We start from the raw sequence: 22,999 nt of genomic DNA, 5'->3' as shown, positions 1-22,999 counted from the left end.
CGAACGTGCGTTCTTTTTTAATCGTAAAAACATCCCTCTGCTTTGAGCATAGGTGCAAACCCTTGGCTTCAAGGATTTTTTATCCTCACCCCGGCATCCGTGATTCCAGCAGGTAACAAAAAAGGGCGGCAGCCTTCGCTGTCGCCCTTTGGGGTTGGGTGCCTGGTATTTTTAAATCAGCATCGCCAGGCTGGCATCCATGTTTTCTGTGGGCTGCCGGCGAAAGCCTGTACGCACGAAGCGCTGCATGCGTCCTAAAACAAAAGACATCAGCACACTGGCTGCAACCTGCGCTTCCACCGTGGGCGTCGCAGAGCCCAAAGCACCCGCAGCAGGACGCAGGCATTGGCGAAGTGTCGACTCGATACGGTCAAAAAACTGATTCATGCGTGCTTGCAAGCGGTCATGCTCCAGCTGCAAGGCATCGCCCACCATCACTCGCACCATACCGGGGTTGCGCTCAGCAAATTGCAGCAGCAACGCAACAATGCGCGCTGCGCGGCGAGCACCGTCTTCTGGCGTCATTTCAACTGCTTCCCCCTCGCGGCCAGCGACCTGCTGCACCAAGGCGAAGACTGACTGCTCGATAAAGTCAATCAATCCTTCGAACATCTGCGCCTTGCTGGCGAAATGACGGTACAGCGCCGCTTCACTGACAGATAGATTCGCTGCCAGGGCTGCCGTAGTGATGCGGTCACTGCCAGGCTTTTCCAGCATGGCCGCCAATGCCTGAAGAATCTGCTCACGACGCTCACCGGGTTTAGGGCGCTTGCGCGTGCGGGGCTGCTCCTCCAGCGAAGGATTGGCAACTACAGTCTCGGCTATTTCGGTCAGTGGGCTCAGAACTTCAGATACGGACATAAGGCAGGCAAATCAACAGGTAAATCAATTCATTCTCTCACAGAGCATAGCGGAAGTAACCGTTTGTCAGATCAAGAGAATCAGAAGTTGTTACTCACTGAATATGAGTTGTACTTTCATTCCTTGGTCATACGCACCTTGCCCAAAACGCAGGTCTGCACCGTGGCCTTGGGCTATTTCTTGTGCAATCGCAAGTCCTAATCCAGTCCCCTCTGCGACAACACCAGGCACACGGTAAAAGCGCTGGGTCAAACGTGTGTACTCACCCACTGCAACACCCGGGCCATCATCTTCGACTTCGACATAGGCGCGCATACCCCGCTCGTCTGCAATTTTTCTGCCGCACCGCAATGTCACTTGCCCGCCTTGCGGCGTGTATTTGATGGCGTTGTCCAAGACGTTGCTTATTAATTCACGCAGCAACCATTCGTGACCTGTGACGTGGGCTGACTCCGCCTCCAGCCCCAAATCCAGGCCTTTGACCAAAGCGCTGTCCAAAAATGACTCCAGCAACGCCTCGCACAGGCTTTTCAAATCCACCCGCTGCGCCGCTGCGCCCTGCTCCAGGCCACTGTCTACACGCGACAAGGCCAAGAGCTGATTGGCCAATTGTGTGGTTCTGCGCGATGCCTTGCGCAACTGATCGACTTGCTCAGCCGACAGCACAATGCTTTTGCCTGAAGCACTCTGGGCCATCAAAGCCCACGCCTCGACTTGCGACTGCAAAGCCGCCAAAGGTGTGCGTAACTGGTGTGCAGCATCAGCGATAAACCGCTGCTGGGTCTCATTTTCAGCATGGGCTTTTGCAAAAAGCCGATTTAGCGCATTGGCCATGGCCTGCACCTCGGCAGGTGCATCCGGTACGTTGTCAATCGGACGGACATCTTTGGGCAATCTGGATTGAACGGCCTGCGCCAAAGTGAGCCAAGGCGTCAGCGCCCTGCGAGCAGCCATATGCGCCATGGCTGCCAGCACCAGCAGCATCAGCAAAGCGGGCAAGCTGGTGAGCAACAGATCCTGCACAGCAGGCGACTGCCCCGGATGCTCGGCAATCTGCGTGGCCACGCTGTAACCCAGCCAAACGGCCGACAGCATCAACCCCAGCATGGGCAGCAACATTGGCAAGAACAAAGCCACCCAGCGCTTGCGAATGAGCAATTGCATAAATATTAAAAGATGAGCTTATAACGCTTATGCACATTAGCTTTCAATGTAAATAAGCATTGAAATCATTGAAAACAAAGCGCTTGCAGCTATTAATTTCAAACAGTCACAGTTTCTTGCTGAAGTAAATCCAGGCGGTATCCAAAGCCTCGGATTGAACGCAAAGCCACCCCATACGGCTCCAATTTGGCGCGCAGGCGCGATACATAAACTTCCACTGCGTTCGGCGTGATCTCTTTGTCCCAGCCTGTCAGGGCCTGAAGCAGCTTGTCTTTGCTGGCGGGCTTGGGCGCATGAATCAGCAAGTACTCCAAAACAGTCCACTCCCGAGGCCCCAGGTCAATGGTCTGCAGCTCGCCACTGCCCTCCTGGCCACCCGCCCATACACAGGCACTGCGCGCTGCAGTATCCAGAGCCAGCGGACCAAAGCTCAACACCGCACTGTTAGCGGCTTGTGAGCGGCGCAGCAATGCACGCAGCCGCGCCAAGAGTTCAGGCAGCTCATAGGGCTTGACCATGTAATCGTCAGCCCCCAGATCAAGCCCACGTACACGGTCATGCAAGCCATCACGTGCCGTCAGCATCAGCACTGGCATACACGTGCAGTTCATCCCTTTGCCACGCATACGAGACAGCAATTCCAGCCCGTCCATGCCTGACAGGCCAATGTCCAAAATAGCGATATCGAAAGACTCCTGCGCCAGCACTTCCAGCGCACGCTCAGCACTGCTGACCCAGTCAACGGCATAACCAGCATCGGCCAGACCCAGCTTCATACCGCTGGCCACCATCAAATCGTCTTCAACCAGCAAAAGCCGCATCACATGCCCCCTAGGTGCGCCTTTTTATGCTCTTGGCGCTCCATCTGCGTTGAATGGTGCAATCCGCAAGCGGAACTGCCTTGTATACCTTCACGCGATAGTAGTGACTTTTCTCACTGGCTTGGCAGTGGCCAATTCTCGCTCTTGCATCAACTGCATAAAAAAACGCTGAGACTTTTCAGTGCTCAGCGTATTCGTGGATTAGTGGCTGCGAATCATCGTGCCATAGGCTTGGTCCGTCAAAATCTCCAGCAGCATGGCATGCGGCACGCGGCCGTCAATGATGTGCACAGCATTCACGCCAGCCTTGGCCGCATCCAGCGCCCCTGCAATCTTGGGCAGCATGCCACCAGAGATAGTGCCATCTGCAAACAAGCCGTCAATCTCGCGCGCGGTCAGGTCGGTCAGCAGGTTGCCCCCCTTATCCAGCACCCCTGGAGTGTTGGTCAGCAACACCAGTTTTTCAGCCTGCAACACGGTGGCCAGCTTGCTGGCCACCACATCAGCGTTGATGTTGTAGCTCTCGTTCTCTTCGCCAAACCCGATGGGGCTAATCACCGGAATGAAGGCATCATCCTGTAGCGCCTGCACCACATTCGGGTCAATTGCCACAATGTCACCCACTTGCCCCACATCATGCTCAATCGATGGATCTTTGTTATCCAGCAACTTCAATTTCTTGGCACGAATCAAACCACCATCGCGCCCTGTCAGGCCCACGGCCTTGCCACCCGCCTGATGAATCAGGCCCACGATGTCCTGCTGCACTTCACCGGCCAGCACCCACTCCACCACTTCCATTGTCTCGGCATCGGTGACACGCATGCCTTGAATAAACTGACCCTTTTTGCCCAATCGGTTCAAAGCGGTTTCAATCTGCGGCCCCCCGCCATGCACCACCACCGGGTTGATCCCCACCAACTTCAAGAGCACCACGTCTTCCGCAAAGTCCGCCTGCAGCGCAGGATCGGTCATGGCGTTACCGCCATACTTGATGACCATGGTCTTGCCATGGAACTTACGGATATAGGGCAAGGCCTGAGCCAGGATTTCAGCTTTGTCGCGAGGGGCAATGTGGGTGGTGGAGTCGGTCATGGGGATGTAGTGCCTGCAGTCACAGGACAAATTAAGTTCGAAAAGAATCAAAGGCTGCTGACCCAGCGGCCTTTGCCCGTGGCTGTGAATTCTGCCCCAACTGACACCGCTCACTGAGATACAGCAAGTCAGATTCACACATCATGGCTGTGCTGTGCTCAGCCACTTAATGTCTGGTGTTGCGTAACCACTCACAAGATGTGATAGCACATCGTGAATTACTGCTTCATCACCTTCTTTGGCAGCGCTGCGCAAAGTTAGCAAGTGAGGCAATAAATTTTCCCAAGACACAAATCCTTCATGCGCTTTCATGATTCGCTCATGCGCGGTCGTCTCAGGGTTATCGCCGATCAGCAACTCTTCATACAGCTTCTCTCCAGGTCGCAAGCCCACAACTTGGATCGCAATGTCTCCGGTTGCATTCTTCTCGTCCCGGATCGTTAGACCTGATAAGCGGATCATGCGCCGTGCCAAGTCAATGATCTTGACCGGTTTACCCATATCCAGCACAAACACATCTCCGCCTTCGCCCATGGCCCCAGCCTGCAGCACTAATTGTGCTGCCTCGGGAATCGTCATGAAGTATCGCGTCACTTGCGCATGCGTGACCGTCAGAGGGCCGCCTGCACGCAGTTGTCTGCGAAACAAAGGGACCACACTGCCACTGCTGCCCAGCACATTGCCAAATCGCACCATACAAAAGCAGGTGGAGTTTGCGATGAGTACAGGCCCCGCCTCTTCATCAATCGCGCCGAAATCTACAAAATGCGCATCAGCCAAGGCTTGTAAAGCCAGCTCTGCCATCCGCTTACTGGCGCCCATCACATTGGTGGGGCGCACCGCTTTGTCCGTAGAGATCAGTACAAATTGCTCGACACCACTTTCCATGGCCGCACGTGCGACATTGAGCGTGCCGAAAACATTATTCAAAATACCTTCCGATGGATTATCTTGCACCAGAGGCACATGCTTATAAGCCGCTGCGTGATAAACAGTATGTGGCTGGCAGGACTGAAAAATGGATCGCAGGCGGCGCAAATTCCGGATACTTCCCAATTGCGGGAAAAGCTGCACTTCCAGGCCACGCTCCTTGCACATCAACACCAACTCGCTGTGGATCGCGTACAAGCCATACTCGTTGTGCTCTACCAATATCAGCTTGGTGGGACGTTCTTGCACAATCTGGCGGCAAAGCTCACTGCCAATACTTCCCCCAGCACCCGTCACCAGCACTACTTTGCCAGTGAGGTTTTTGGCTAACAACTGTGGATCAGGGGCCACGGACTCACGCCCCAGCAAATCTTCAATATCAAGTTCTTGAAAATCACTCACTGAGACTTTGCCTGAGGCCAAATCCAGCATTCCCGGCAAAGAACGCACATGGACGGGCAGCAACTGCAACTGATCAATAATTTCTCTGCGGCGTACTCGATTCAAAGAGGGTATGGCCAGCAAAATATCTGTTATTTTTTGCTTACGAATAAATTCCGCAGCATTCTTTGCCGAAATAATCGGTAATCCATGAATGGTTCGCCCCACCTTGCCCGAATCATCATCCACGAATCCGCGCACCGAAAAATCACGCATGACGTCCAGCGCAGAGGCTGTTTGAACGCCCGCTTCACCAGCGCCATAAATCAACAAGCTTTTCCTGGACGCAGAAGCACCTTTAGCATCGCTCGACCCAGAAAGCCAGTAACGCGCCACAATCCGCCAGCCGCCAGCTAACAAGAGAAAAATAATCGGTTGTATTAAGCCAATACTGCGTGGAACGCCCTTCCAACCAAACCATAGCAAAAGTGAGAAAAATACCACGCCATAAATTGCTACAGCGATTGAGGTAGAGACAATGGCCGGTATTCCCGCATAACGGAAAATTGCCCGATACAGTCCCATCCGGACAAAAACAGGGGCGAAAAGTATCGCAGCCAAACCATAGACGTTAATTTGCTGCAAAACAGGCCAACCTGTTTGATCAATCCGCAAATAAAATGCCAGCCAGACTGCTAGCATCGACATCAAAACGTCAACGACAAAGACTACGGCCTGCTTGACCAAGCGCGGTAATCTCAGCAAAGGCTCTGCAAGCCCATTCAACGACATGCTTTTTCCAGGATGGCATTGATTGCGGCACAAGTCTTTTGCACCTCGGCTTGCGTCAAAGTCGGGTGCACCAGGAACATCACACTCGTTTCGCCCAGCTCCTTGGCATGTGGCAGGCGCTCGGTAGGCCTCCAGGCGGTGGTATCAAATGCTTTTTCCAAGTACGCCTCTGAACATGAACCTTGGTAGCAGGGCACGCCCAATGCATATATCTCCGAGACGATGCGATCCCTGCTCCAGCCTTCAGCAAGTTGCTCTGGATTCACATAGGCATAGCATTTGTAGTACGCATGCACACTGTTTTCATCAATTTCAGGCACGCGCAGTGCCGAAAATTGACGGCAAGCGCCAAGCACACTCTCGGCATTGCGCGTGCGCAGCGCGGTCCATTCAGGCATGCGCTGGAGTTGAATAGCACCAATAACCGCCTGCATTTCCAACATGCGCCAGTTCGTGCCAAAGCTCTCATGCAGCCAGCGAAAGCCCGGTGCATGCTCACGCTCGTACACGGCGGCGTAGCTTTTGCCGTGGTCTTTGAAACTCCACATGGCACGCCACAAGGCTTCGTCATTGGTCGTGACCATGCCCCCTTCCCCTCCCGTGGTCATGATCTTGTCCTGGCAAAAGCTCCAGGCCCCGACATGCCCGATGCTCCCTACGCTGCGCCCTTTGTATTGGGCGCCATGCGCCTGGGCACAGTCTTCAATCACCTTCAGCCCATGCTGTGCAGCCAGCGCCATGATGGGATCCATATCGCAAGGCCATCCGGCCAGATGCACACAAATGACAGCGCGCGTTCGTGGTGACAGCACTTTGGCAATGGTTTCTGCAGAAATGTTGCCGCTATCCAGCTCCACATCCGCAAACACAGGCACGGCCCCGGCATTCACTACGCAGGAAATGCTGGCAATAAAAGTCCGGGGTGTCACTACAACTTCGTCACCCGGGCCAATACCCAGTGCCTTCAAGGCAAGATCCAGTGCCAGCGTGCCATTGGCCAGTGCAACCGCATAGCGGGCATTCACCCAAGCTGCAAATTCTTTTTCAAAAATGCGGCATTCCTGTCCCGTCCAGTAATTCACTTTGTTAGACAGCAGCACATCGCGCACAGCGTTGGCCTCTTGCTCAGTAAAGCTGGGCCAAGGTGAAAAAGGGGTATTCAACATCTTTGTACTTCTAAAAAATAGGCGCGCATTCAGCGACAGGCCCGGGCTTTTTATGACTTCATCCAAGGTTTGGCCGGGTTGCCAACCACTGTCGTTCCTGGTGCTACGCTTTTAGTCACGACTGCCCCCATCCCCACCACCGCGCCGCGCCCGATGACCAGCGGACACCCCGGCTGCCCTTGCTTGATGACGGCACCGGCGCCAATGTAAGCATGGTCTTCAATCACGATATTGCCGTTGCACTGTACGCCCGGTGCAAAGGTGACGAAATCACCAATTACGCAATCATGCTCCACATAACTGTAGAGATTGGCATGGAAATATCGACCAATTCGGATATTGCTGGTCAATGTAACAAATGGACTCAAAATTGCCCCTTCACCAAGTTCTACGGCATCCATGGTGACAGCGTTGGCAGCAGACACCGTCCAGGGCTGCACACCATCCTGTGTCAGACGCAGCGCCAACTTTGCACGCACGGCGCTATTGGCAATCGCCAGAACGGCGTGACGATTGCTGGCTGGCTCTGCCAGGAACTGGGCATAGGTCAGTAGCCGCTGCCCATTGACCAGTGCTGGCCCCGGCGCGTCGTCCACAAACACCAACTGCTCCGGTGCTACGCCCTTGCACGCCAGTTGGGCGCGCGCCAATGGCATTACCCCACGACCGCAACCACTGACACCGTAAACAGCAAACAATTCTTGTTGCATGGTTAGATATTTTAAAAATAGCTAGTTACGCTGACTGAATAATCACAGAAGTCATTTTTCATTCAAAGTACTCAGCCATACGAAGAAAGTATTGCCAGAGCCTAAGAGCGCTCAACACGAGCAGGCAATTGAAGATATGCGCTTGAAACGAGGCGCAAATACAGCACCAAAGTACTGCAAGGTGAAGCAACGACGTACCAGGGGACAGGCACGACTCTAAGGCAACGGCCCTGTGCTCGCTCCAGGCTGCGCCTGATCTCCCGCCCTCGCACTCCCAGTGAACTTACCCATGGTTGCCTCACCTACTGCACTGATACCTTCGCGCACCAGCACCTTTTTGACCGTGAGCCACAAAATCTTGATATCCAGCACCAAAGACTGGTGATCCACATACCACGTATCCAACGCGAACTTCTCTTCCCAACTGATCGCATTGCGGCCATTGACCTGTGCCCAGCCTGTCACTCCTGGACGCACCGTGTGCCGACGCGCCTGCTCTGGCGTGTACAAAGGCAGATACTCCATGAGCAATGGCCGCGGCCCCACCAAACTCATATCGCCTTTGAGGACGTTCCACAATTCGGGCAATTCATCCAAGCTGCTGGCACGCAGAAAACGGCCAAAAAGCGTAATGCGTTCAGCGTCAGGCAGGAGTGCGCCATCTGGGCCACGTGCATCTGTCATGGTGCGAAACTTCACCATCTCAAACGGCTGCCCATGCAAGCCAGGGCGTACTTGCCGAAAAAGCACAGGGCTGCCCAGCTTGCGCCGCACCAGCCATGCCAGGACGCACAGTGGAAGCGCTAAAGCCATCAAGCCCAGCAATGCCGCCGCAAAGTCAAACAAACGTTTCATGAATGCCCCGCCGCCTGCTCTGCATGCACAGCGTCTAGCGTCATGGCCAATCGCCCGGCAAGCTGCTCAAAGCCATGGTTTTGCTCCACGTATTCACGCCCTGCACGCCCCATGCGCTCCCGCTCCTCCAGGGGTGTTGCCGCTAATTTCAAAATTGCGCCAGCAAGCGCATCAGCCTGGCCTGCTGGCACTGAAATGCCAGCCTTGGCATCCGCAACAGGGTTGTTCACAGCGTTCGAGGCAATCAAGATGGGGCGCTCCGCCGCCAGATAATCAAATAACTTGTTCATGCTGATACCGAAGCGATATAACTGCGGCAAATCAAGCACTGCAATCACAAATGCATCCGCCTGCGCGGCCAAAGCCGGAATCTGACTCTTGGGAACTGAGGGTTCAAACGTCACATTGCTCAGGCCCATAGCCGCCGCCCGGGCTTGCAATTCGGGCTTCAAAGGCCCATCACCAATCAAGCGCAGCCCAATACCTGATCCAGCAGCACTTTGCTGCACAAGCTGCATCGCCTGCAGCACGTTATCAAGTCCATTGGCTTGCCCATGTGCACCAAAATACATCAAGGTAAAACCCTTGTCGGGGCGATCCACGCTTGGATTCAAACGTGGAAACAGCGACAAGTCCACCCCGTTTGGAATCCATACCACGCGCTCCCTGGCTATACCCAGTGGAACGATGTATTGCCAAGCCTGCGGCAGCAGCACGATCGTGCGTGCCGCACGCCGGTACAACCACACTTCTAGTTTGCGCAATACCTTGGTGACGAAGGCATCGTCCCGCAGCCGACCCATATCCACCAGCGTTTGCGGCCACAAGTCACGCACTTCAAAAACAAACGGTACCTTGAACCGCCGCGCCAGCAAGGCACCTGCAACCGCAGCAAAAGGGTGAACGCTAGAGCCAATGATCACATCCGGGCCACTGAGCGCACGCGTCGTACGAGGCAACATCACACGCCATGTGTAGTGCAGCATATTGCGCATGCGGCCTCCGCCGTTACCACGGTACTCTGGTGTACGAACCCATAAAAACGGCACTCCATTGAAGTCATCACAGCGCTGCTCTTCCCCTGCTTGTAGCCGCTGATGTCCACTTTGGTGCTCCACACTGGCAGCAATCACCGTCGCCTGCCAGCCCAACTTTTGCAAATACTCTGCCAAGTGAAAGTGACGTGTGCCACCTGCACCGCCGGGTTCCTGCGCGTAGTGGTTGAGAATCCAGACCTTTTTCATGCCTGTACTCCTCTGATCGGCATCTGTATCACGTATTGCGAACGCGCCAGCAGACCGTCAGTGCAGGAGGCAGTTTGAAAATCGAACCTCTCATGCAATGCTGCCTGTTGATCAGGTTTCAAGAATGGATGTGAACCCCCTTCATCCCGCCAATAAAAAGCGATATTGAAGCTCAAACCTCTCCGCTGACCGCTCCTTAAACCAGAAGCTCGAGCGCTAGCATATGAAGCTACGCAGGCCTTTATGAGCCTCTGGCCAGCACCAGGAATGTCTAAAGGTTTCTTCGAAAAAATAGATGACTTCAGCACAATTTGATTATTTTTTCTCAAGCGAAGCGTACAAAATAAAAAGCTTGGCTTCTTCGATAGTCCAGTTGTACTTTTCGAATACAGCTTTTTTCCCATTCCTGCCCATTTGCTCTGCCTCCTGCGGGTTCGCGAGCAAATAGTCGATAGCCTGCGCAATCGCCGCTGGACTTAATGGATCAACGCACAAACCGCAGCCGTTTTCTTCCACGATGCCGCGCCATAACGGGAAATTTGAGGCGATAACAGGCAACCCAGCTGCCATGTACTCAAACATTTTCACCGGCAACGCGTCAAGGTAATTAATGACGGGATGTAATGTCACCAAACCCGCCTTAGAGCGCTGTAGCACTGCCTGCACGCCCGCTCTATCAAGCCAGCCCAACGCATCTACCTGCTGCCAGCCAGCAAGTGCCCGTGCGCTTGCTTGCACCTCTGCCTCAGAGAAAGTCCCCCCCAATTGCAGTCGTGCTCCTGACTGCACCTGGGCCATGGCCTGCACTACTTCCAGGATTCCGCGAATCTTGGTTATGCCCCCTACATAGCACACCTGCTGCTGCTTGCTCGCCCAATCAATCTCTGCGCTGGCGAGTTCACCCAATAAGGGAAAGTTGTTGATATCCACACAGCGCACACCCATGCCCAGAAACTTATCCCGGATAAATGGCGTTGCGGCAATCACCGCATCCAGCTGGCGGCACACCCATCGCTCGTACACCGCAAAAGTCTTGGACACCAGCAGCTTGGCCAGCTTGTTTAAATAGGGTTTGCCCAAAATCTGCTTGGGCACGTCCTCATGCGCATCAAAAATCACCCGCTTGCCCAGCTTTTTAAGCTTGAGGCCAATGGGAAGCAACTCCGGATCATGAAGGTGGTACACATCAGCATTCAGCTCCAGCGCCTTGGTCAAAACACGTGCCGGAGCGTGGCGCATACGATCCAGACGTCCTTTGGATGCACCAGCATCTTCAATCCGCACGCCCTGCTTTTCCTCATTGCCCAGACCATCAGCCACCACCAAACTCACTGCATACCCATGATTAGCCAGTGAAGTGCACATTTTCAAAAAAATGCGGGTGTCGTAGCGAGGATGGGCCGAAGTGAGATGAACAACTTTGATCACGAGTAAACCTTGATGTCACGCCCCAGAATCTTTGTCACCAACTTCTGAACCTGTTTGAGTTTTTTATAGCGGCCATCCCAATTTGGGAAATCTGAATAATGATGTACGGGTGCTTCCATCAAGTTATTAAGTTCTTGACGAGATATTCTTAATTTTTTGCAAAAATAATTTATATCTATTTCTAACTCTGCGGGATCATAAATTGGTTCTTTTAATTTAATCAGTGCTTCATCGCGTGACATTTGCCCTGAGACAATTAAGCTAGCAAAATGTGGTCGACGTTTATCCAGACCAAATTTTTCAGGTAAATAATAATTTTGAAATAATTTTGTGAAAAGTGATTCACCATGTTTACGTGGGTATGGCTTATATCCCACCGTATTTTCCAGTTCTTTTAAAGCATTATTTTTTTCATACGGCATATAATTCAATGGCCGTAGAGTGCGCATTTTTTTTACAAATGGGTACCAGATATAACAATCCAAAAAACTGATGGTCTTGTAATTAACCAACCGACGTTCCCCATATTTTTTGTGTATGGCTTTTAAATTAATAGCATCCATGGCACTGCCATGCCATGCGCTGGGAAAAATACCTTCCGTTGCCAAATTTCCGCCGGAAAGGATATAACGAATATTGTTCTTGGTTGCGAAATGGTAGAGGCTCGCAAAGAAAATATGATCCTGAGGTACATCTTGGTTAGCCACGGCTGCACGTAGATATGCGAGATGCAAATCACGCATATCTTCCCAATCCACAACATGAGTATGCAGGTCATAACCGCAATGCTTGACGATCGCCTCAATATTGGCAACTGCCAACTCACTATTCCAGCCTGCATCCACATGCATGACTAAAGGGCGCAAACCCCATTCATGCGCCTTAAGAGCTAGGTAAGAGCTGTCAACCCCTCCGCTCAAACCAATAATGCAGTCGTACTCCTGTCCTTTGCCGTGGGCCTTGATTTGCTCGATCAGCGCTTCCCAACGATTGCGCCCTTCAGCATTAGGGAACCACTCTTTGCGTGCGCGTGCGTCAAATTGATGGCAATGGTTACACACACCCTGCGCATCAAAAGTAATTTCTGGATCGGTGGTATCCATCACACACCGGCTGCAACATTGGTAATTCATCGTTCTTGTCATTTTGAAAAAATATTTTCCAGTTCTGCTGCCTTAGGATAATTGATCAGCACAGCACGATGTTTTCCATGAAATACAAACATACTGCCCGCTGCTACTGCCGATGCGCCCCCATCGTGGACTGCCTCGCGCAAATGTTCCAGCGTGCCAGAACCTCCGCAAACGACTACTGACACCGGAGCCTGCGATACGCTGCGAACCAGCGCCAGGTCGAATCCGGCCATGCAGCCGTCGCGCTCCACATCGTTGATGAACAGCTCACCCACTCCAGCCTGTACGAGACTCTGAATGTGCTGCTGCAAATTCAGCCGCGTATCCACCGTCGCGGACTTGGCCATGACGCTATAGCCACCGAACAGTTTTTTTCGCACATCGACTGCACCCACAATAGCCTGGCTGCCAAAAACTTCAACAGCGGCTTTAATGGTGTCCGTTGATTCCGTAGCAAGAGTGTTAATAACCACCTTTTCAACACCAGAGCGAATCAAGCGCCGTATCTGCTCCAGGTTGCGCACTCCGCCGCCATAGGCTACAGGCATGAAGGCCTCTCCAGCCATCTCTGCAATCAGCTCATAGTTGGGTTCACGCCCCTCGCGAGAGGCGTCAATGTCAAGAATGACAATCTCGTCCGCTTCTTTGTCACTAAAAATACGGACCGCGTTAACCGGGTCACCCAAATAGACTGCATCTTTGAATTTTTTAGTTTTCACCAGTCCATTGCCACGAAGTAGCAGGCAGGGAATCACTCGCGCCTGAATCATAGTGCCCACCTAGCAAAAGAACTCAGCAATTGCTTGCCAAAACGATGGCTTTTTTCTGGATGAAATTGCACACCCACAATATTGCCACGCGCTACTCCTGCAGAAAAATCCAAACCGTAATGCGCCTGCAGTAGGACATCAGCAGGATTTTTCGGAACCATGAAATAGCTGTGCACAAAATAAAACCGTGTATCTGCTGTCATTTCTTGCACCAAGGGGTGATCGGCCTGCACAGGATTGACCTGATTCCAGCCCATATGCGGAATACGCAATGCAGGCAATGCAGGGAAACGCTCCACCCGCATATCCAGCCAGCCCAGCCCAGCCTCCACACCCTCAGCACTCGACTGGCCCAGCATCTGTGCTCCCACACAAATCCCCAGCAACGGTACGCCACGCTGCAGTACCTGCTGCTCAAGCACAGGAATCAAGCCGCTCGCTCGCAAATTCTGCATACAGGCATCAAACGCCCCATTGCCAGGCAGGATGATGCGCTCGGCTTGTTCAATCTCATCAGCCGCTCTTGTGACTTTACAGGGTATCCCGAGCCGCTGGAGCATATTCTGCACGGCGGAAATGTTACCGATGTCGTAGTCAATAATGGCAATCATTTTTCAACCTTTTGCGGTGCGGCGGAAAACCCAATCGCGCGATAAGCCCCGAGCATTTTCTGCTCCTGTACTTCCCATGCATGTTCGCAGGCTACACGGTAGGCGTTGATCTTCATAGCACTCAAATTTTGCACTAGAAAATTGTCGATCGCCCTGTTGATACCAACTGCGGAAAAGTCACTAATGACGGCACCCATTTGATTTTTTGTAACTAACTCCGACATATCTTTCATATTTGACACCAGCACAGGTAAGCCAGCCATCGCATATTCAAACAATTTATTTGGCATACAATAGTAATAAGATAAACAAGTATTTTCAATTAAAGAAATGCCAAAATCTGCGGAAGCAGTATATTCCAGCACAACTTGAGGTGCTACGGCAGGATAAAAAAATATATTGTTATTTACAGCTGCAGCCTGAATATCTTTCTGCAACTCACCGTACCCCATAAAAACAGCAACCACTTTATCATCACTCCGGGCACTGAAAGCCTCTAAAATCAAATGCACTCCACGCCCACGCATTAAACCACCTTGATAAAGCAAAATAACCTGATCCTCACGAATACCCAATTGTTCGCGAAAGTGATTATTCCTTTTCAAATCTCGTAGATTTGGAGCATTCAAAACCACAGGAGGACGTTGAATAGCGTATTCTTTAGAATACCAATCGGCAATACTGTCACTGACAACGATAGTCATTTCAGTGTGCTTGATCAGTCTGCGCTCCAGCCATTTGGAAAGTTTTTTCCGGAGCCCTTTAGCCCCGTTAGTTTCGGTTTCTAACTCGTGTGCATCGTAAACTAAGCTTACATTCCAAAAATACTTGAGCAACACTCCTAAAGGTAACAAACCCAAAGAATGTACATTAACACAGGAAATTTTTTTATTTTTATAAAAAAAACATATATTGATGCAGTATTCAATATATTTAACCAGTTGCACTATCAGATTTTTCCCATATCCTCTTGTAAATAATTTGAAACGACGCACATAAATATTATCTCCACAAGACTGATTCAATTCCAGATCATCAGAATGCAAAGCCGCCACATAGACTTTATCAAAGACTTGCTCTTTAACAAGGCTACTCGCTTCCTTTAAAAGACGGCTTTCATTTCTAAATTCCGTCAGGGAAATATGGAGATTATTCAAAAGATTTCCATCATTTAAAAATTTTACGATACTCAAGTTCCGTTGAACTCGAATGTTTTCTTGAGTTATTTTTAAAAATCAATATGTTAATTGAAAACCCAATATAAAACCATATAACAGGCCATTCTTTTCCAACCGCAGCGTTTGCAAAAAGAAACAGAAACATCAGGACAATTAATAACCAAAAATTAAGAATGATTTCACTAAATCTTTGATGCGAATTTTCAATCGAGAGCTTTTTAATATTTTTAATTAAAATAACAAAAACAATCAGCAATAATAAATTCAAAAGCAACAAACCGACCAATCCCAATTCTGCAAAAATATTCGGAGTGAAATTATGCAAGGTAGCTCCAGCATTGCCAGTAGTGAGGTAAGCAACATTAGAGTTACCGAATACAGGGGAATACCCCATTTGATCCATACCAGTTTTAAAAATAATTTCAAACCTTGAAGTTACAGAAGTATTTTCACCACTTCCAAATCCAAAAATTCTAGTTCTATTAACATCAAAATCCGTCAAATTAATTAAAAAAACACCTAAAAAAGCAAGCATAAAAATCATAAAAAATGAAGTTTTAACTAAAGCAAAAAACATATATATATTGATGGAGAAGTTCTTTTGTAAATTTTTAAAGAACCTCAAGAACGATATGACTATAGTGATCAAGTAAATACAAAAAATATTAGCCGTTGCAGCATTAGATCCCATCATTTGACTCTCAACAAGCATGAGAGTCATATTTAAACCATATATGCAAAACCAGAAGAAAAAAGAAAACATCCCAATATTCAACTTACTAACAATTGATAAATAAACATAGGATATAACAATAAAAATTATTATCAAATAATTACCGGCACGCTGATAGCCACCAGCAATATTCTCCATAAGAAAAATATCAGAGCCTTCTATTTTATTTGAGAAAATAAAGTAAACGACAGAGAAAGCAAAAAAAGAAAACACTAATATAAATTTTTGCGGACTATTATTTTCACCAGTTAAAGAAATAGTTTCTAATGCACTTTTTACGAAAGTACCCATCAGAAAAAATAAAAATATTCCACCAGTCGTTGCAATAATAATTTGCTTAAGGTAATATAAATCACCAAAATCCAATGTCAGTCTAAAAGCCACCCAAAAAACAAACATTAAAAATACAAAAAAATGCAATCGGAGTTTCAATTTCTGACGAATACCCTGAAACCCAATCTGCAAAATAGAGATAGTAAAAAAACAAATCAGTAAAGCTAAAGCAGAACCTGCTTCACCAACTTTGATAATATTTATTACCAGATAAAAAAACAATAAAAAAAACTGGAATAATCCAAGTAATTTTAGAAATTTAGATTTTTCAAATGAAAATAAACTCATGTCTCACCACGAGCAATATTTTCATACATTAATTTAAGCGGTTTACCATTCTCAAAATATGAATTATGCCAAAGAGTGGTAAAACAACCGCCTACTGCACGACATATATTTTTAAGTTCTAAAATCTTTTGCTCTGCGTGCTCAGATATTCCGAGACCCAAGTAAATAGAATCAATGACCGTGCTTTCCATCGCAATCAATGGTCGAATTCGAATTGATAATTTTTTTTGACTGACAGGATTAAATGCAGGATATTCAAAACAGGTTCCACAGCGAAACCCCGGTCTATCGGCATAACCAAGCGTAGTGTCGTAGGCCATGCCTGCATTGCTCCAAGCCTGCAGCGTAGTTGGCTGCTCCCAGCGCAGATAATGCATACGCCCCCCAAAGTTAGTCTGCGAAATGCCTGTTTTTTCACACACGTTTCGCAAACGATCAGCTTCTTTTTTAATTAATTCTGATTTTTGATAAGTTCCATAACTTGGGTGCAAGCCAATTTCATGTCCCCTTCGATGAATACGTTGCAATAGCTCTTGCATCACAGGATGCTCAATTTCGTAATCGGCATCCATGTTCGACGTGCGTCCGCAAATAAAGTAAAACGCACTGGAAAGGTTATTTTTTTCGGATACATCCATCAACCAATCAAAGGTGTTGAATGGATCAGCTGGATGAAGCTTGCCTTTCGTGGTCAGTTTGATCCAAGGTGCTAAGCAGAACGCAGAGAAGTCTCGACGCTTGAGAATGTGCCCGGCCATCATTCGTGCAATCGTCTTCCATGGTTTGAATGCATAGAGACTGGGGTTATCCACATCGTGGCTGACCTTCATGCTGAACTGGTGCGGTGTCAGGGCAATACCTGGCCAAGTTTCTCCAATAACCTGCCCCAGCACATGCAGCCACTCATCAATAATGGGTCGCTCTAGGTAGCCGTGCTTAAAGGCGTGAGATGCACTCGCGGGAAAACGTCCATGGATGTCCAGATCCGTGCGCCCCACTTCCTCTTGGCGTGTGAGCATCCAGTAGGCAAGGCCTAGAATATCGTAGCCAACATGCCAACCGCGCTCTGTAGCAGCAATCAATGGTACAGGTAGCTGCATAAGCCCTGGGGCAGGCAAATTGCCAGGTAATGCACTGTGCCACCCCTCTGCGTTAACGTGCCATTGCGCGCAGGGCAGATCAGAATCTGCACGCGTAAAAGTATTGCCATGCAGTGCCAGAGTAATGCAGCGTGCATCGTTGGGCAGTGAGAGGGCAATCTGGCTGTTATCTTGTTGCAGCTGTAAATCAAAAAGCTGTCCAAAACGCTCTAGTAGCAGCGTTTGCATCCAGCTCAGACCTGCTTGCGTGTGCCAGTGATTCATGCCTACACCTCATCACGTTTTGAAGACAGCAGCTGCGGTGCTTCAGCCTTGGCCACAAAAATGCGGTGCCATGTCGCCAAGTTGAGCCAACGCACTTTGTGAGTCATGTGCACCTTAGCGTTATCCAGCGGTACCTCGCGCGAATCAACTCCCAACCATTGCAGAAAAGCTGGATTTTCTACCCGCTCTGCCATCCAGCTTTTGAGTTCCCCTTCAAACCAATGAGTTTCCGGAATGGGCCACCCCATTTTATCTTTTCGCCAAACGATAGCGTCGGGCAGTTTCCCTGAAAATGCGCGTCTTGCTAAATATTTTGTCCAGCCACCGTGTAGTTTGTATACAGCTGGAACAGATGCAAGAAACTCCACCATGCGGTAATCCATGAAAGGCATGCGTGACTCAATCGAATGTGCCATTGAAACCCGATCTGAATAGTGAATCAATACACGCAGCGAAGAAGATAAATCTTGCGCTAATTTTTGATTCAAATGCATAAAAGGATCTATCTGGTAGCCCAGTTTGCGAACCAGTTTCAGCGCAATGGATTTTCCCAGCAAGCGTCGCGCAATACCTACAGCTAGCCCACGCATTGCAGGACGCAACGCGCCAGGAATCGTCATCATCTTAGGCAACTCTGATCCCACTTGGCGCAACGGCATTTGTGCAAACCAGTAGGCCAGATAGGGCAGATAGCCTGCAAGCTGCTCGTCAGCTCCCTGCCCATCCAAAGTAACAGTCACATCTGTCTGTGCTACGCATTTAAAAGTGTGCCATCCAGACATACAGGTGCTCTCAGGCGGATAATCCATTGCATAGATGACCTTTTCATGCTCACTGGGCACTGCGTTTACATGTGGTTCAATCTGATTAGAGCGAACATTGAGCGCTTGCGCTAGCTGATCAATAAACTGCGATTCATCGCAATCTTCCGTGCCCGGAGATTTATAAACGCTAGAGAAAGTTTCCTGACGGTCAACCACGCCCTGTTCTTCTAACAACTTGTTAATCAGGTACACGATTGATGAGCTATCCAGCCCCCCCGAAAGTGCCGAGCCAACTTTAACGTCGGCGCGCAAGCGCAAACGTACGGCATCTTCTAGGAGTTGGTAATACTTATTTGCTAATTGCTGGGCCTTGGATTCATCAAATGCTTCAGTACTTAAATTGGGTTGAACATTCCAATACTCAGTAGGCTCCAAGCTGGCGCTGTCTAGGAGTTTTAACTCACACTCAAGAAAACTGGCCGCTGGAAAACGCAAAATATCCTTCCAAGCAGTTTTTACGCCTGCTTCCGTAGACCCATTTTTTAAATAATTTTTTGCGAATTCCCTATCTGGCATGCCTTGCACTGCAGGGTGCGCCAGCAATGCTTTAATCTCTGAGGCAAAAACAAAAGTTCCATTGAGCTGCGCGTAATAGAGTGGCTTGATACCAAAGCGATCTCGTGCGATAAATACACGGTTTTTCACCGTATCTAACAGCACAAATGCCCACATTCCATTGAATTTTTTCAAACACGATGCACCCCAAGCATCGTAAGCTGCAAGAATGACCTCAGTGTCTGAATGAGATGTAAATTGGTAATTGAGCGCTTCTAGCTCTTCTCGCAATTCAATGTGATTATAAATTTCGCCGTTAAACGTAATTACGTAACGCTGCTGCAATACCATTGGCTGATGCCCTTGTGGACTCAAATCCACAATCGCCAGACGACGATGAGCTAGCGCTACATGGCAGGGTAAATTGGGGGAGAAATCAATTAATCCGGGCAAGTTCGGTCTTTCTCCCTCCTGTTGGGAAATCAGGAACCCTTGCCCATCTGGACCACGGTGTGCCAAGGTATTACCCATGACCAAGATATCATTTGCATTAATCGGGTAATGAGAGAAAATACCGGCTATTCCACACATAATTCAATTCTTTCAGTTATTTTTCAACTTACCCAGCAGCCTTCAGCTTTCGCAGAAATTGCACTAACTTTAAAGCACGTGAAGTTGTCTTGCTGACAGTGAAATAGGGTGTTTGCTGCGCACCAAAAGCACGGAAAAATTTCTCAACTGGCTCAAGCATTGATCCTTCGAAATCAAAACGCTGTGATACCGTTGCTGCAAATTTTATGGCTTCCCACATGCAAAGACTGGTGGCTCCGCTGTTGCGTAAGGCAGGATCACTACCACCCATCAAATAGTAGGCAGCGTTTTTATCCCAAACAATATAGACACCTGCATGGCGACAGCCATTTTCGTCTTCGGCAATGAAAATTTTACGCGATTTCTTTTCTACACAGGCCTGATCCAGATTTCGCACAAACCCCTCCGTGTAGGGCAAGTTCATATCTTGCCGAGCAAATGTCATACGATTTAATGCAAGAAAATCATCTATTGACAAATCATCTCGAACACGCAATTTGAAACGATTGGACGCTTTTTTTATGTCTGTCCGAATATTCTCTCGCAACCCTTGCCACAGAGTATTCTCATCCGTCAAATCGTGCAAGATATATGTGTAGCGCGTAGTTTGAGAAAATCCATTCCAATAAAATGGCAGCCAATTATCCATCTGCCAATGCCAGTTTTGATTGTAATTAGCAAAAGGGGGAAAATGGGCAATAAGCGCTTGTAATCGTTCTTTTTCTTGTGCCAAGCGGGTGGAATATTTCCCACCACTTTCACGCAGCCATGGCCCCAAAGTTTGCGTCAAGGCAGGTTGCCCAATAATGGTCAACCCATAACGCTTACGTGCAACATAAGGCATAGATGCGACGATGGCATCACTTTTTTCTACCAATATCACATCCCAGCCACCTTCACCCGCCGTGGCATCCAGCCACCAAGCTTGGCTAAATAGAGGAATCGATGTTTCTACGGCACAAAGTGTACGATATTTTTTTTTGTTATCTGTCATTTATAAAAACCATTATTTTATTTCAAAATACTTAATATTAATTTTTGAATTTTAAAATCAACTTTTATAAAAATAACTCCATCTCGTGTAAAAACGCATTGCCTCTTTTTATATTTACCTAATTCACCAAAATTTCCTTGAGGCAATTCTGTCCGTTCATACTCTTGAATTGACCACCGTTGCCCTGAAAAAAAACCAGCCGGCATAGGAATTGCGTTTAACCAAAGCTCAGTACCCCGTAACACATGCCAGATTCTTTCAATTGACCAATTTTCCCAATCAATAATTTTTTCGTGCTCTTCATCCTTAAGATTTCGAGCTCGCAACGTCTGGCTTTGTACCGGCTGAACAATTCGATGAACGCTTCCCGCTGCAATTGCATCAATTGCCTTTAATAGTAAAGGAACACCAACTTCACCAATCAATCTATCTAAACGCTCTGGTGATTTAGTACCTAACGGAATATATGTTTTTTCTTGAAAAATAATATCGCCAGTATCCTCTCCAGCATCTATGTAATGAACGGTGGCGCCAGGGTTCATTTCCATCTCGTAATATTGCCAGAAGTCAGGATTAGGACCACGATAACTTGGCAGATAAGAAGGATGCAAATTAATAGCGCCCAAAGAAGGAATACTTAATACATCTTCCTTCAATAATTGAGACATACTAAAAACCACGATTAAATCTGGTTTTTTGTCTTCAATCCACGGAATTATCTCTTTCGAATTCCCTTTCCATATGAAATTATATGGCGTACTATTTTTCTCACAGAACTGCTTTAAAGATATATTATTTCGAGAAAAAATTCCACGAATTGATTTTAAAAACTTTAAAAGTAAATTTTGTTTATTAATTTTCGAAAAATTACGGGGCATGGATTCCAGAACAGCAACAACTTCATGGCCAGACGAAAATATCGGCTGCACCGCTCTTGAAATTCCTTGCGTGATTAATAAAATTCTTAATTTTTTCATTTTACTTTTTATTTATTGAAAAACCATATGTCATTAATAAATTAATTGCCTGCATGAAACAGTGCCCTGCAGAGTAAGCAATTAAGGCCCATTTAACATCAGACAACCAGAAACCTAATAATATTGAAGATGCAGCAACTGAAATTAAACCGACTTGCCACAGCAAATCCAGGCGTTGCTTTTCTGCAATCATGAACATGCCACTTAACGGGCCAGCTACAAAATCAAAGAAAAATTTCGGCACTAGAATTTGTGCATATTCACCTGCAATACGCCAATGCTCGCCGAATACCCATCCAAAAAAACTGGGCGCAGCAAAGAAAAATATAAAAAACGGAAGAAAAGAAATTAAAAAAAGCCGTTTAAGTGTTTTGATATAAATTAATTTGCAATTACCCTGATGTGCATATGCTTTACTTGCCTCTTGCCGAAACACATCCCCCAAAGCCGTCGCTACCAGTGAAATAGGTGCACCCAAAACGCGTTGAGTCAATGTGAAAAATCCGGCAGTGGATGCATTAAATAAAGTACTTAATAACAAAACCGGCATTTGACCCGATGCAGTGTTAAAGCCATGGGCTGCAATCAAATACTTGGGAAAGTTAATGTACTTTTTCGCCAATGCCTTCATGCGGGGTAAGCGTAACGAGAATATTAGTCCTTTATCTTCCCGCCAAATCATATGAGCAAGCGCAGTGGTTGCTAAAAATTGTCCAGTAACTTGCCCCGCCATTAATCCCGCCTCTCCTGCACGGGAATAACTTAGTTGTGCAACGGCACTGCTACAACTTTGCAAAGTGCGGCTTATAGCAAGTCGTTTGTATTGTGCTTTGCGGTTGCTCCAATAGGTCATTCCTTGGTAGACGCCCATGAGGCAAGTTGAAATTGGCACCCAGTACAGCAAAGGAGCCAGCTTTGGATTACCGAGAAGATCTGCAATATGCTGCTTAAATAGCAAGACCATTAATAGAAGAAAAACGCTAACTACTGCGCTTAGCAAAATAACAAGTGCAGCAATGTGCAACGCATCTCGTTCTTTACGCGGTAGTAAGATGGCTTGCTCATAACGCCCGGTTACCAGCACTGCTGCGATTGAAACCACAGCTATGTAAAGTGCAAATAAACCAAACTCTTCAGGGCTGTACAAGCGTGTAAGGATAGGACTGACGGCAATTGGAATAGCCTGCGCTAGGCTGGTACCGGTCATCAAAGTGAGGACATTGCGGGCGTAAGCGCTTTTAGGAAGTAAATTTCGCATGCG

Annotated in this window: 20 protein-coding genes; all 20 read right to left on the bottom strand. The window is 48.3% G+C overall.

The window, feature by feature from the left end; genetic code table 11:
• Nucleotides 1-171 precede the first annotated feature (171 nt).
• On the bottom strand, nucleotides 172-861 hold the full coding sequence (slmA, locus tag IB213_RS02260; protein WP_191722732.1) for a nucleoid occlusion factor SlmA: 690 nt from the start codon (nucleotides 859-861) through the stop codon (nucleotides 172-174).
• Nucleotides 862-951: 90 nt separating this feature from the next.
• The gene (locus IB213_RS02255) at nucleotides 952-2,025 is read right to left on the bottom strand and encodes an ATP-binding protein (protein ID WP_191722731.1); all 1,074 of its coding nucleotides are present in this window, start codon (nucleotides 2,023-2,025) and stop codon (nucleotides 952-954) included.
• 98 nt (nucleotides 2,026-2,123) lie between these two features.
• The gene (locus IB213_RS02250; protein WP_192405264.1) at nucleotides 2,124-2,846 is read right to left on the bottom strand and encodes a response regulator transcription factor; all 723 of its coding nucleotides are present in this window, start codon (nucleotides 2,844-2,846) and stop codon (nucleotides 2,124-2,126) included.
• A gap of 201 nt (nucleotides 2,847-3,047) precedes the next feature.
• Complete coding sequence (gene argB / locus IB213_RS02245) at nucleotides 3,048-3,941, bottom strand: acetylglutamate kinase (RefSeq protein WP_191722729.1); 894 nt, start codon at nucleotides 3,939-3,941, stop codon at nucleotides 3,048-3,050.
• Between the two features lie 141 nt (nucleotides 3,942-4,082).
• Entirely contained in the window at nucleotides 4,083-6,044 is a 1,962-nt protein-coding gene (locus IB213_RS02240; RefSeq protein WP_192405263.1) for a nucleoside-diphosphate sugar epimerase/dehydratase, read from the bottom strand.
• Nucleotides 6,035-7,210, bottom strand: coding sequence for a DegT/DnrJ/EryC1/StrS aminotransferase family protein (locus IB213_RS02235; protein WP_192405262.1), 1,176 nt, complete (start codon nucleotides 7,208-7,210; stop codon nucleotides 6,035-6,037). The genes IB213_RS02240 and IB213_RS02235 overlap by 10 nt, the downstream gene beginning before the upstream one ends.
• Nucleotides 7,211-7,260: 50 nt before the next feature.
• Complete coding sequence (locus IB213_RS02230; protein ID WP_192405261.1) at nucleotides 7,261-7,920, bottom strand: acetyltransferase; 660 nt, start codon at nucleotides 7,918-7,920, stop codon at nucleotides 7,261-7,263.
• Between the two features lie 216 nt (nucleotides 7,921-8,136).
• Nucleotides 8,137-8,775 (bottom strand): sugar transferase, encoded by a 639-nt coding sequence (locus IB213_RS02225; protein WP_192405260.1) that lies wholly within the window; start codon nucleotides 8,773-8,775, stop codon nucleotides 8,137-8,139.
• Entirely contained in the window at nucleotides 8,772-10,019 is a 1,248-nt protein-coding gene (locus tag IB213_RS02220) for a glycosyltransferase family 4 protein (protein WP_192405259.1), read from the bottom strand. The genes IB213_RS02225 and IB213_RS02220 overlap by 4 nt, the downstream gene beginning before the upstream one ends.
• Nucleotides 10,020-10,334: 315 nt before the next feature.
• The gene (locus IB213_RS02215) at nucleotides 10,335-11,447 is read right to left on the bottom strand and encodes a glycosyltransferase family 4 protein (RefSeq protein ID WP_370551138.1); all 1,113 of its coding nucleotides are present in this window, start codon (nucleotides 11,445-11,447) and stop codon (nucleotides 10,335-10,337) included.
• Nucleotides 11,444-12,580: an N-acetyl sugar amidotransferase gene (locus IB213_RS02210; protein WP_192405258.1), complete on the bottom strand. Its 1,137-nt coding sequence runs from the start codon at nucleotides 12,578-12,580 to the stop codon at nucleotides 11,444-11,446. The genes IB213_RS02215 and IB213_RS02210 overlap by 4 nt, the downstream gene beginning before the upstream one ends.
• Nucleotides 12,581-12,588: 8 nt before the next feature.
• On the bottom strand, nucleotides 12,589-13,350 hold the full coding sequence (locus IB213_RS02205; RefSeq protein WP_192405257.1) for an AglZ/HisF2 family acetamidino modification protein: 762 nt from the start codon (nucleotides 13,348-13,350) through the stop codon (nucleotides 12,589-12,591).
• Complete coding sequence (gene hisH, locus IB213_RS02200; protein ID WP_192405256.1) at nucleotides 13,347-13,961, bottom strand: imidazole glycerol phosphate synthase subunit HisH; 615 nt, start codon at nucleotides 13,959-13,961, stop codon at nucleotides 13,347-13,349. Before hisH ends, IB213_RS02205 begins: the two co-directional genes overlap by 4 nt.
• Nucleotides 13,958-15,154, bottom strand: coding sequence for a glycosyltransferase (locus tag IB213_RS02195; protein ID WP_225560923.1), 1,197 nt, complete (start codon nucleotides 15,152-15,154; stop codon nucleotides 13,958-13,960). Before IB213_RS02195 ends, hisH begins: the two co-directional genes overlap by 4 nt.
• Nucleotides 15,129-16,493 carry a hypothetical protein gene (locus IB213_RS02190; protein WP_192405255.1) on the bottom strand — a complete coding sequence of 455 codons (1,365 nt, stop codon included), beginning with the start codon at nucleotides 16,491-16,493 and terminating at the stop codon, nucleotides 15,129-15,131. The genes IB213_RS02195 and IB213_RS02190 overlap by 26 nt, the downstream gene beginning before the upstream one ends.
• Complete coding sequence (locus IB213_RS02185) at nucleotides 16,490-17,857, bottom strand: polysaccharide deacetylase family protein (protein WP_192405254.1); 1,368 nt, start codon at nucleotides 17,855-17,857, stop codon at nucleotides 16,490-16,492. Before IB213_RS02185 ends, IB213_RS02190 begins: the two co-directional genes overlap by 4 nt.
• Before the next feature lie 2 nt (nucleotides 17,858-17,859).
• Nucleotides 17,860-19,767, bottom strand: coding sequence for an asparagine synthase (glutamine-hydrolyzing) (gene asnB / locus IB213_RS02180; RefSeq protein WP_192405253.1), 1,908 nt, complete (start codon nucleotides 19,765-19,767; stop codon nucleotides 17,860-17,862).
• A 28-nt stretch (nucleotides 19,768-19,795) separates the two neighbouring features.
• Nucleotides 19,796-20,761: a GNAT family N-acetyltransferase gene (locus IB213_RS02175; protein ID WP_192405252.1), complete on the bottom strand. Its 966-nt coding sequence runs from the start codon at nucleotides 20,759-20,761 to the stop codon at nucleotides 19,796-19,798.
• Between the two features lie 17 nt (nucleotides 20,762-20,778).
• Complete coding sequence (locus tag IB213_RS02170; RefSeq protein ID WP_192405251.1) at nucleotides 20,779-21,738, bottom strand: methionyl-tRNA formyltransferase; 960 nt, start codon at nucleotides 21,736-21,738, stop codon at nucleotides 20,779-20,781.
• 1 nt (nucleotide 21,739) lies between these two features.
• A complete protein-coding gene (locus IB213_RS02165) occupies nucleotides 21,740-22,996 on the bottom strand; it encodes a lipopolysaccharide biosynthesis protein (RefSeq protein WP_192405250.1) in 1,257 nt (418 codons plus the stop codon).
• Between the last annotated feature and the right edge of the window lie 3 nt (nucleotides 22,997-22,999).

The sequence above is a fragment of the Comamonas sp. CMM02 genome, from assembly GCF_014851485.1.
GTDB classification, from domain to species: domain Bacteria; phylum Pseudomonadota; class Gammaproteobacteria; order Burkholderiales; family Burkholderiaceae_C; genus Comamonas; species Comamonas avium.
Note: the sequence above shows the minus strand (reverse complement) of the source record. Positions and strands in the feature narration are given on the sequence as shown.

What these genes read in the sequence shown, in the direction of transcription:
- IB213_RS02255 (WP_191722731.1), bottom strand. Translation starts at nt 2,025, where the DNA reads ATGCAATTGCTCATTCGCAAGCGCTGGGTGGCTTTGTTCTTGCCAATG.
- argB (WP_191722729.1), bottom strand. Translation starts at nt 3,941, where the DNA reads ATGACCGACTCCACCACCCACATTGCCCCTCGCGACAAAGCTGAAATC.
- IB213_RS02250 (WP_192405264.1), bottom strand. Translation starts at nt 2,846, where the DNA reads ATGCGGCTTTTGCTGGTTGAAGACGATTTGATGGTGGCCAGCGGTATG.
- IB213_RS02185 (WP_192405254.1), bottom strand. Translation starts at nt 17,857, where the DNA reads ATGAATCACTGGCACACGCAAGCAGGTCTGAGCTGGATGCAAACGCTG.
- asnB (WP_192405253.1), bottom strand. Translation starts at nt 19,767, where the DNA reads ATGTGTGGAATAGCCGGTATTTTCTCTCATTACCCGATTAATGCAAAT.
- IB213_RS02220 (WP_192405259.1), bottom strand. Translation starts at nt 10,019, where the DNA reads ATGAAAAAGGTCTGGATTCTCAACCACTACGCGCAGGAACCCGGCGGT.
- IB213_RS02230 (WP_192405261.1), bottom strand. Translation starts at nt 7,920, where the DNA reads ATGCAACAAGAATTGTTTGCTGTTTACGGTGTCAGTGGTTGCGGTCGT.
- IB213_RS02205 (WP_192405257.1), bottom strand. Translation starts at nt 13,350, where the DNA reads ATGATTCAGGCGCGAGTGATTCCCTGCCTGCTACTTCGTGGCAATGGA.
- IB213_RS02235 (WP_192405262.1), bottom strand. Translation starts at nt 7,210, where the DNA reads ATGTTGAATACCCCTTTTTCACCTTGGCCCAGCTTTACTGAGCAAGAG.
- IB213_RS02165 (WP_192405250.1), bottom strand. Translation starts at nt 22,996, where the DNA reads ATGCGAAATTTACTTCCTAAAAGCGCTTACGCCCGCAATGTCCTCACT.
- IB213_RS02175 (WP_192405252.1), bottom strand. Translation starts at nt 20,761, where the DNA reads ATGACAGATAACAAAAAAAAATATCGTACACTTTGTGCCGTAGAAACA.
- IB213_RS02210 (WP_192405258.1), bottom strand. Translation starts at nt 12,580, where the DNA reads ATGAATTACCAATGTTGCAGCCGGTGTGTGATGGATACCACCGATCCA.
- IB213_RS02240 (WP_192405263.1), bottom strand. Translation starts at nt 6,044, where the DNA reads ATGTCGTTGAATGGGCTTGCAGAGCCTTTGCTGAGATTACCGCGCTTG.
- IB213_RS02225 (WP_192405260.1), bottom strand. Translation starts at nt 8,775, where the DNA reads ATGAAACGTTTGTTTGACTTTGCGGCGGCATTGCTGGGCTTGATGGCT.
- hisH (WP_192405256.1), bottom strand. Translation starts at nt 13,961, where the DNA reads ATGATTGCCATTATTGACTACGACATCGGTAACATTTCCGCCGTGCAG.
- IB213_RS02170 (WP_192405251.1), bottom strand. Translation starts at nt 21,738, where the DNA reads ATGAAAAAATTAAGAATTTTATTAATCACGCAAGGAATTTCAAGAGCG.
- IB213_RS02190 (WP_192405255.1), bottom strand. Translation starts at nt 16,493, where the DNA reads ATGAGTTTATTTTCATTTGAAAAATCTAAATTTCTAAAATTACTTGGA.
- slmA (WP_191722732.1), bottom strand. Translation starts at nt 861, where the DNA reads ATGTCCGTATCTGAAGTTCTGAGCCCACTGACCGAAATAGCCGAGACT.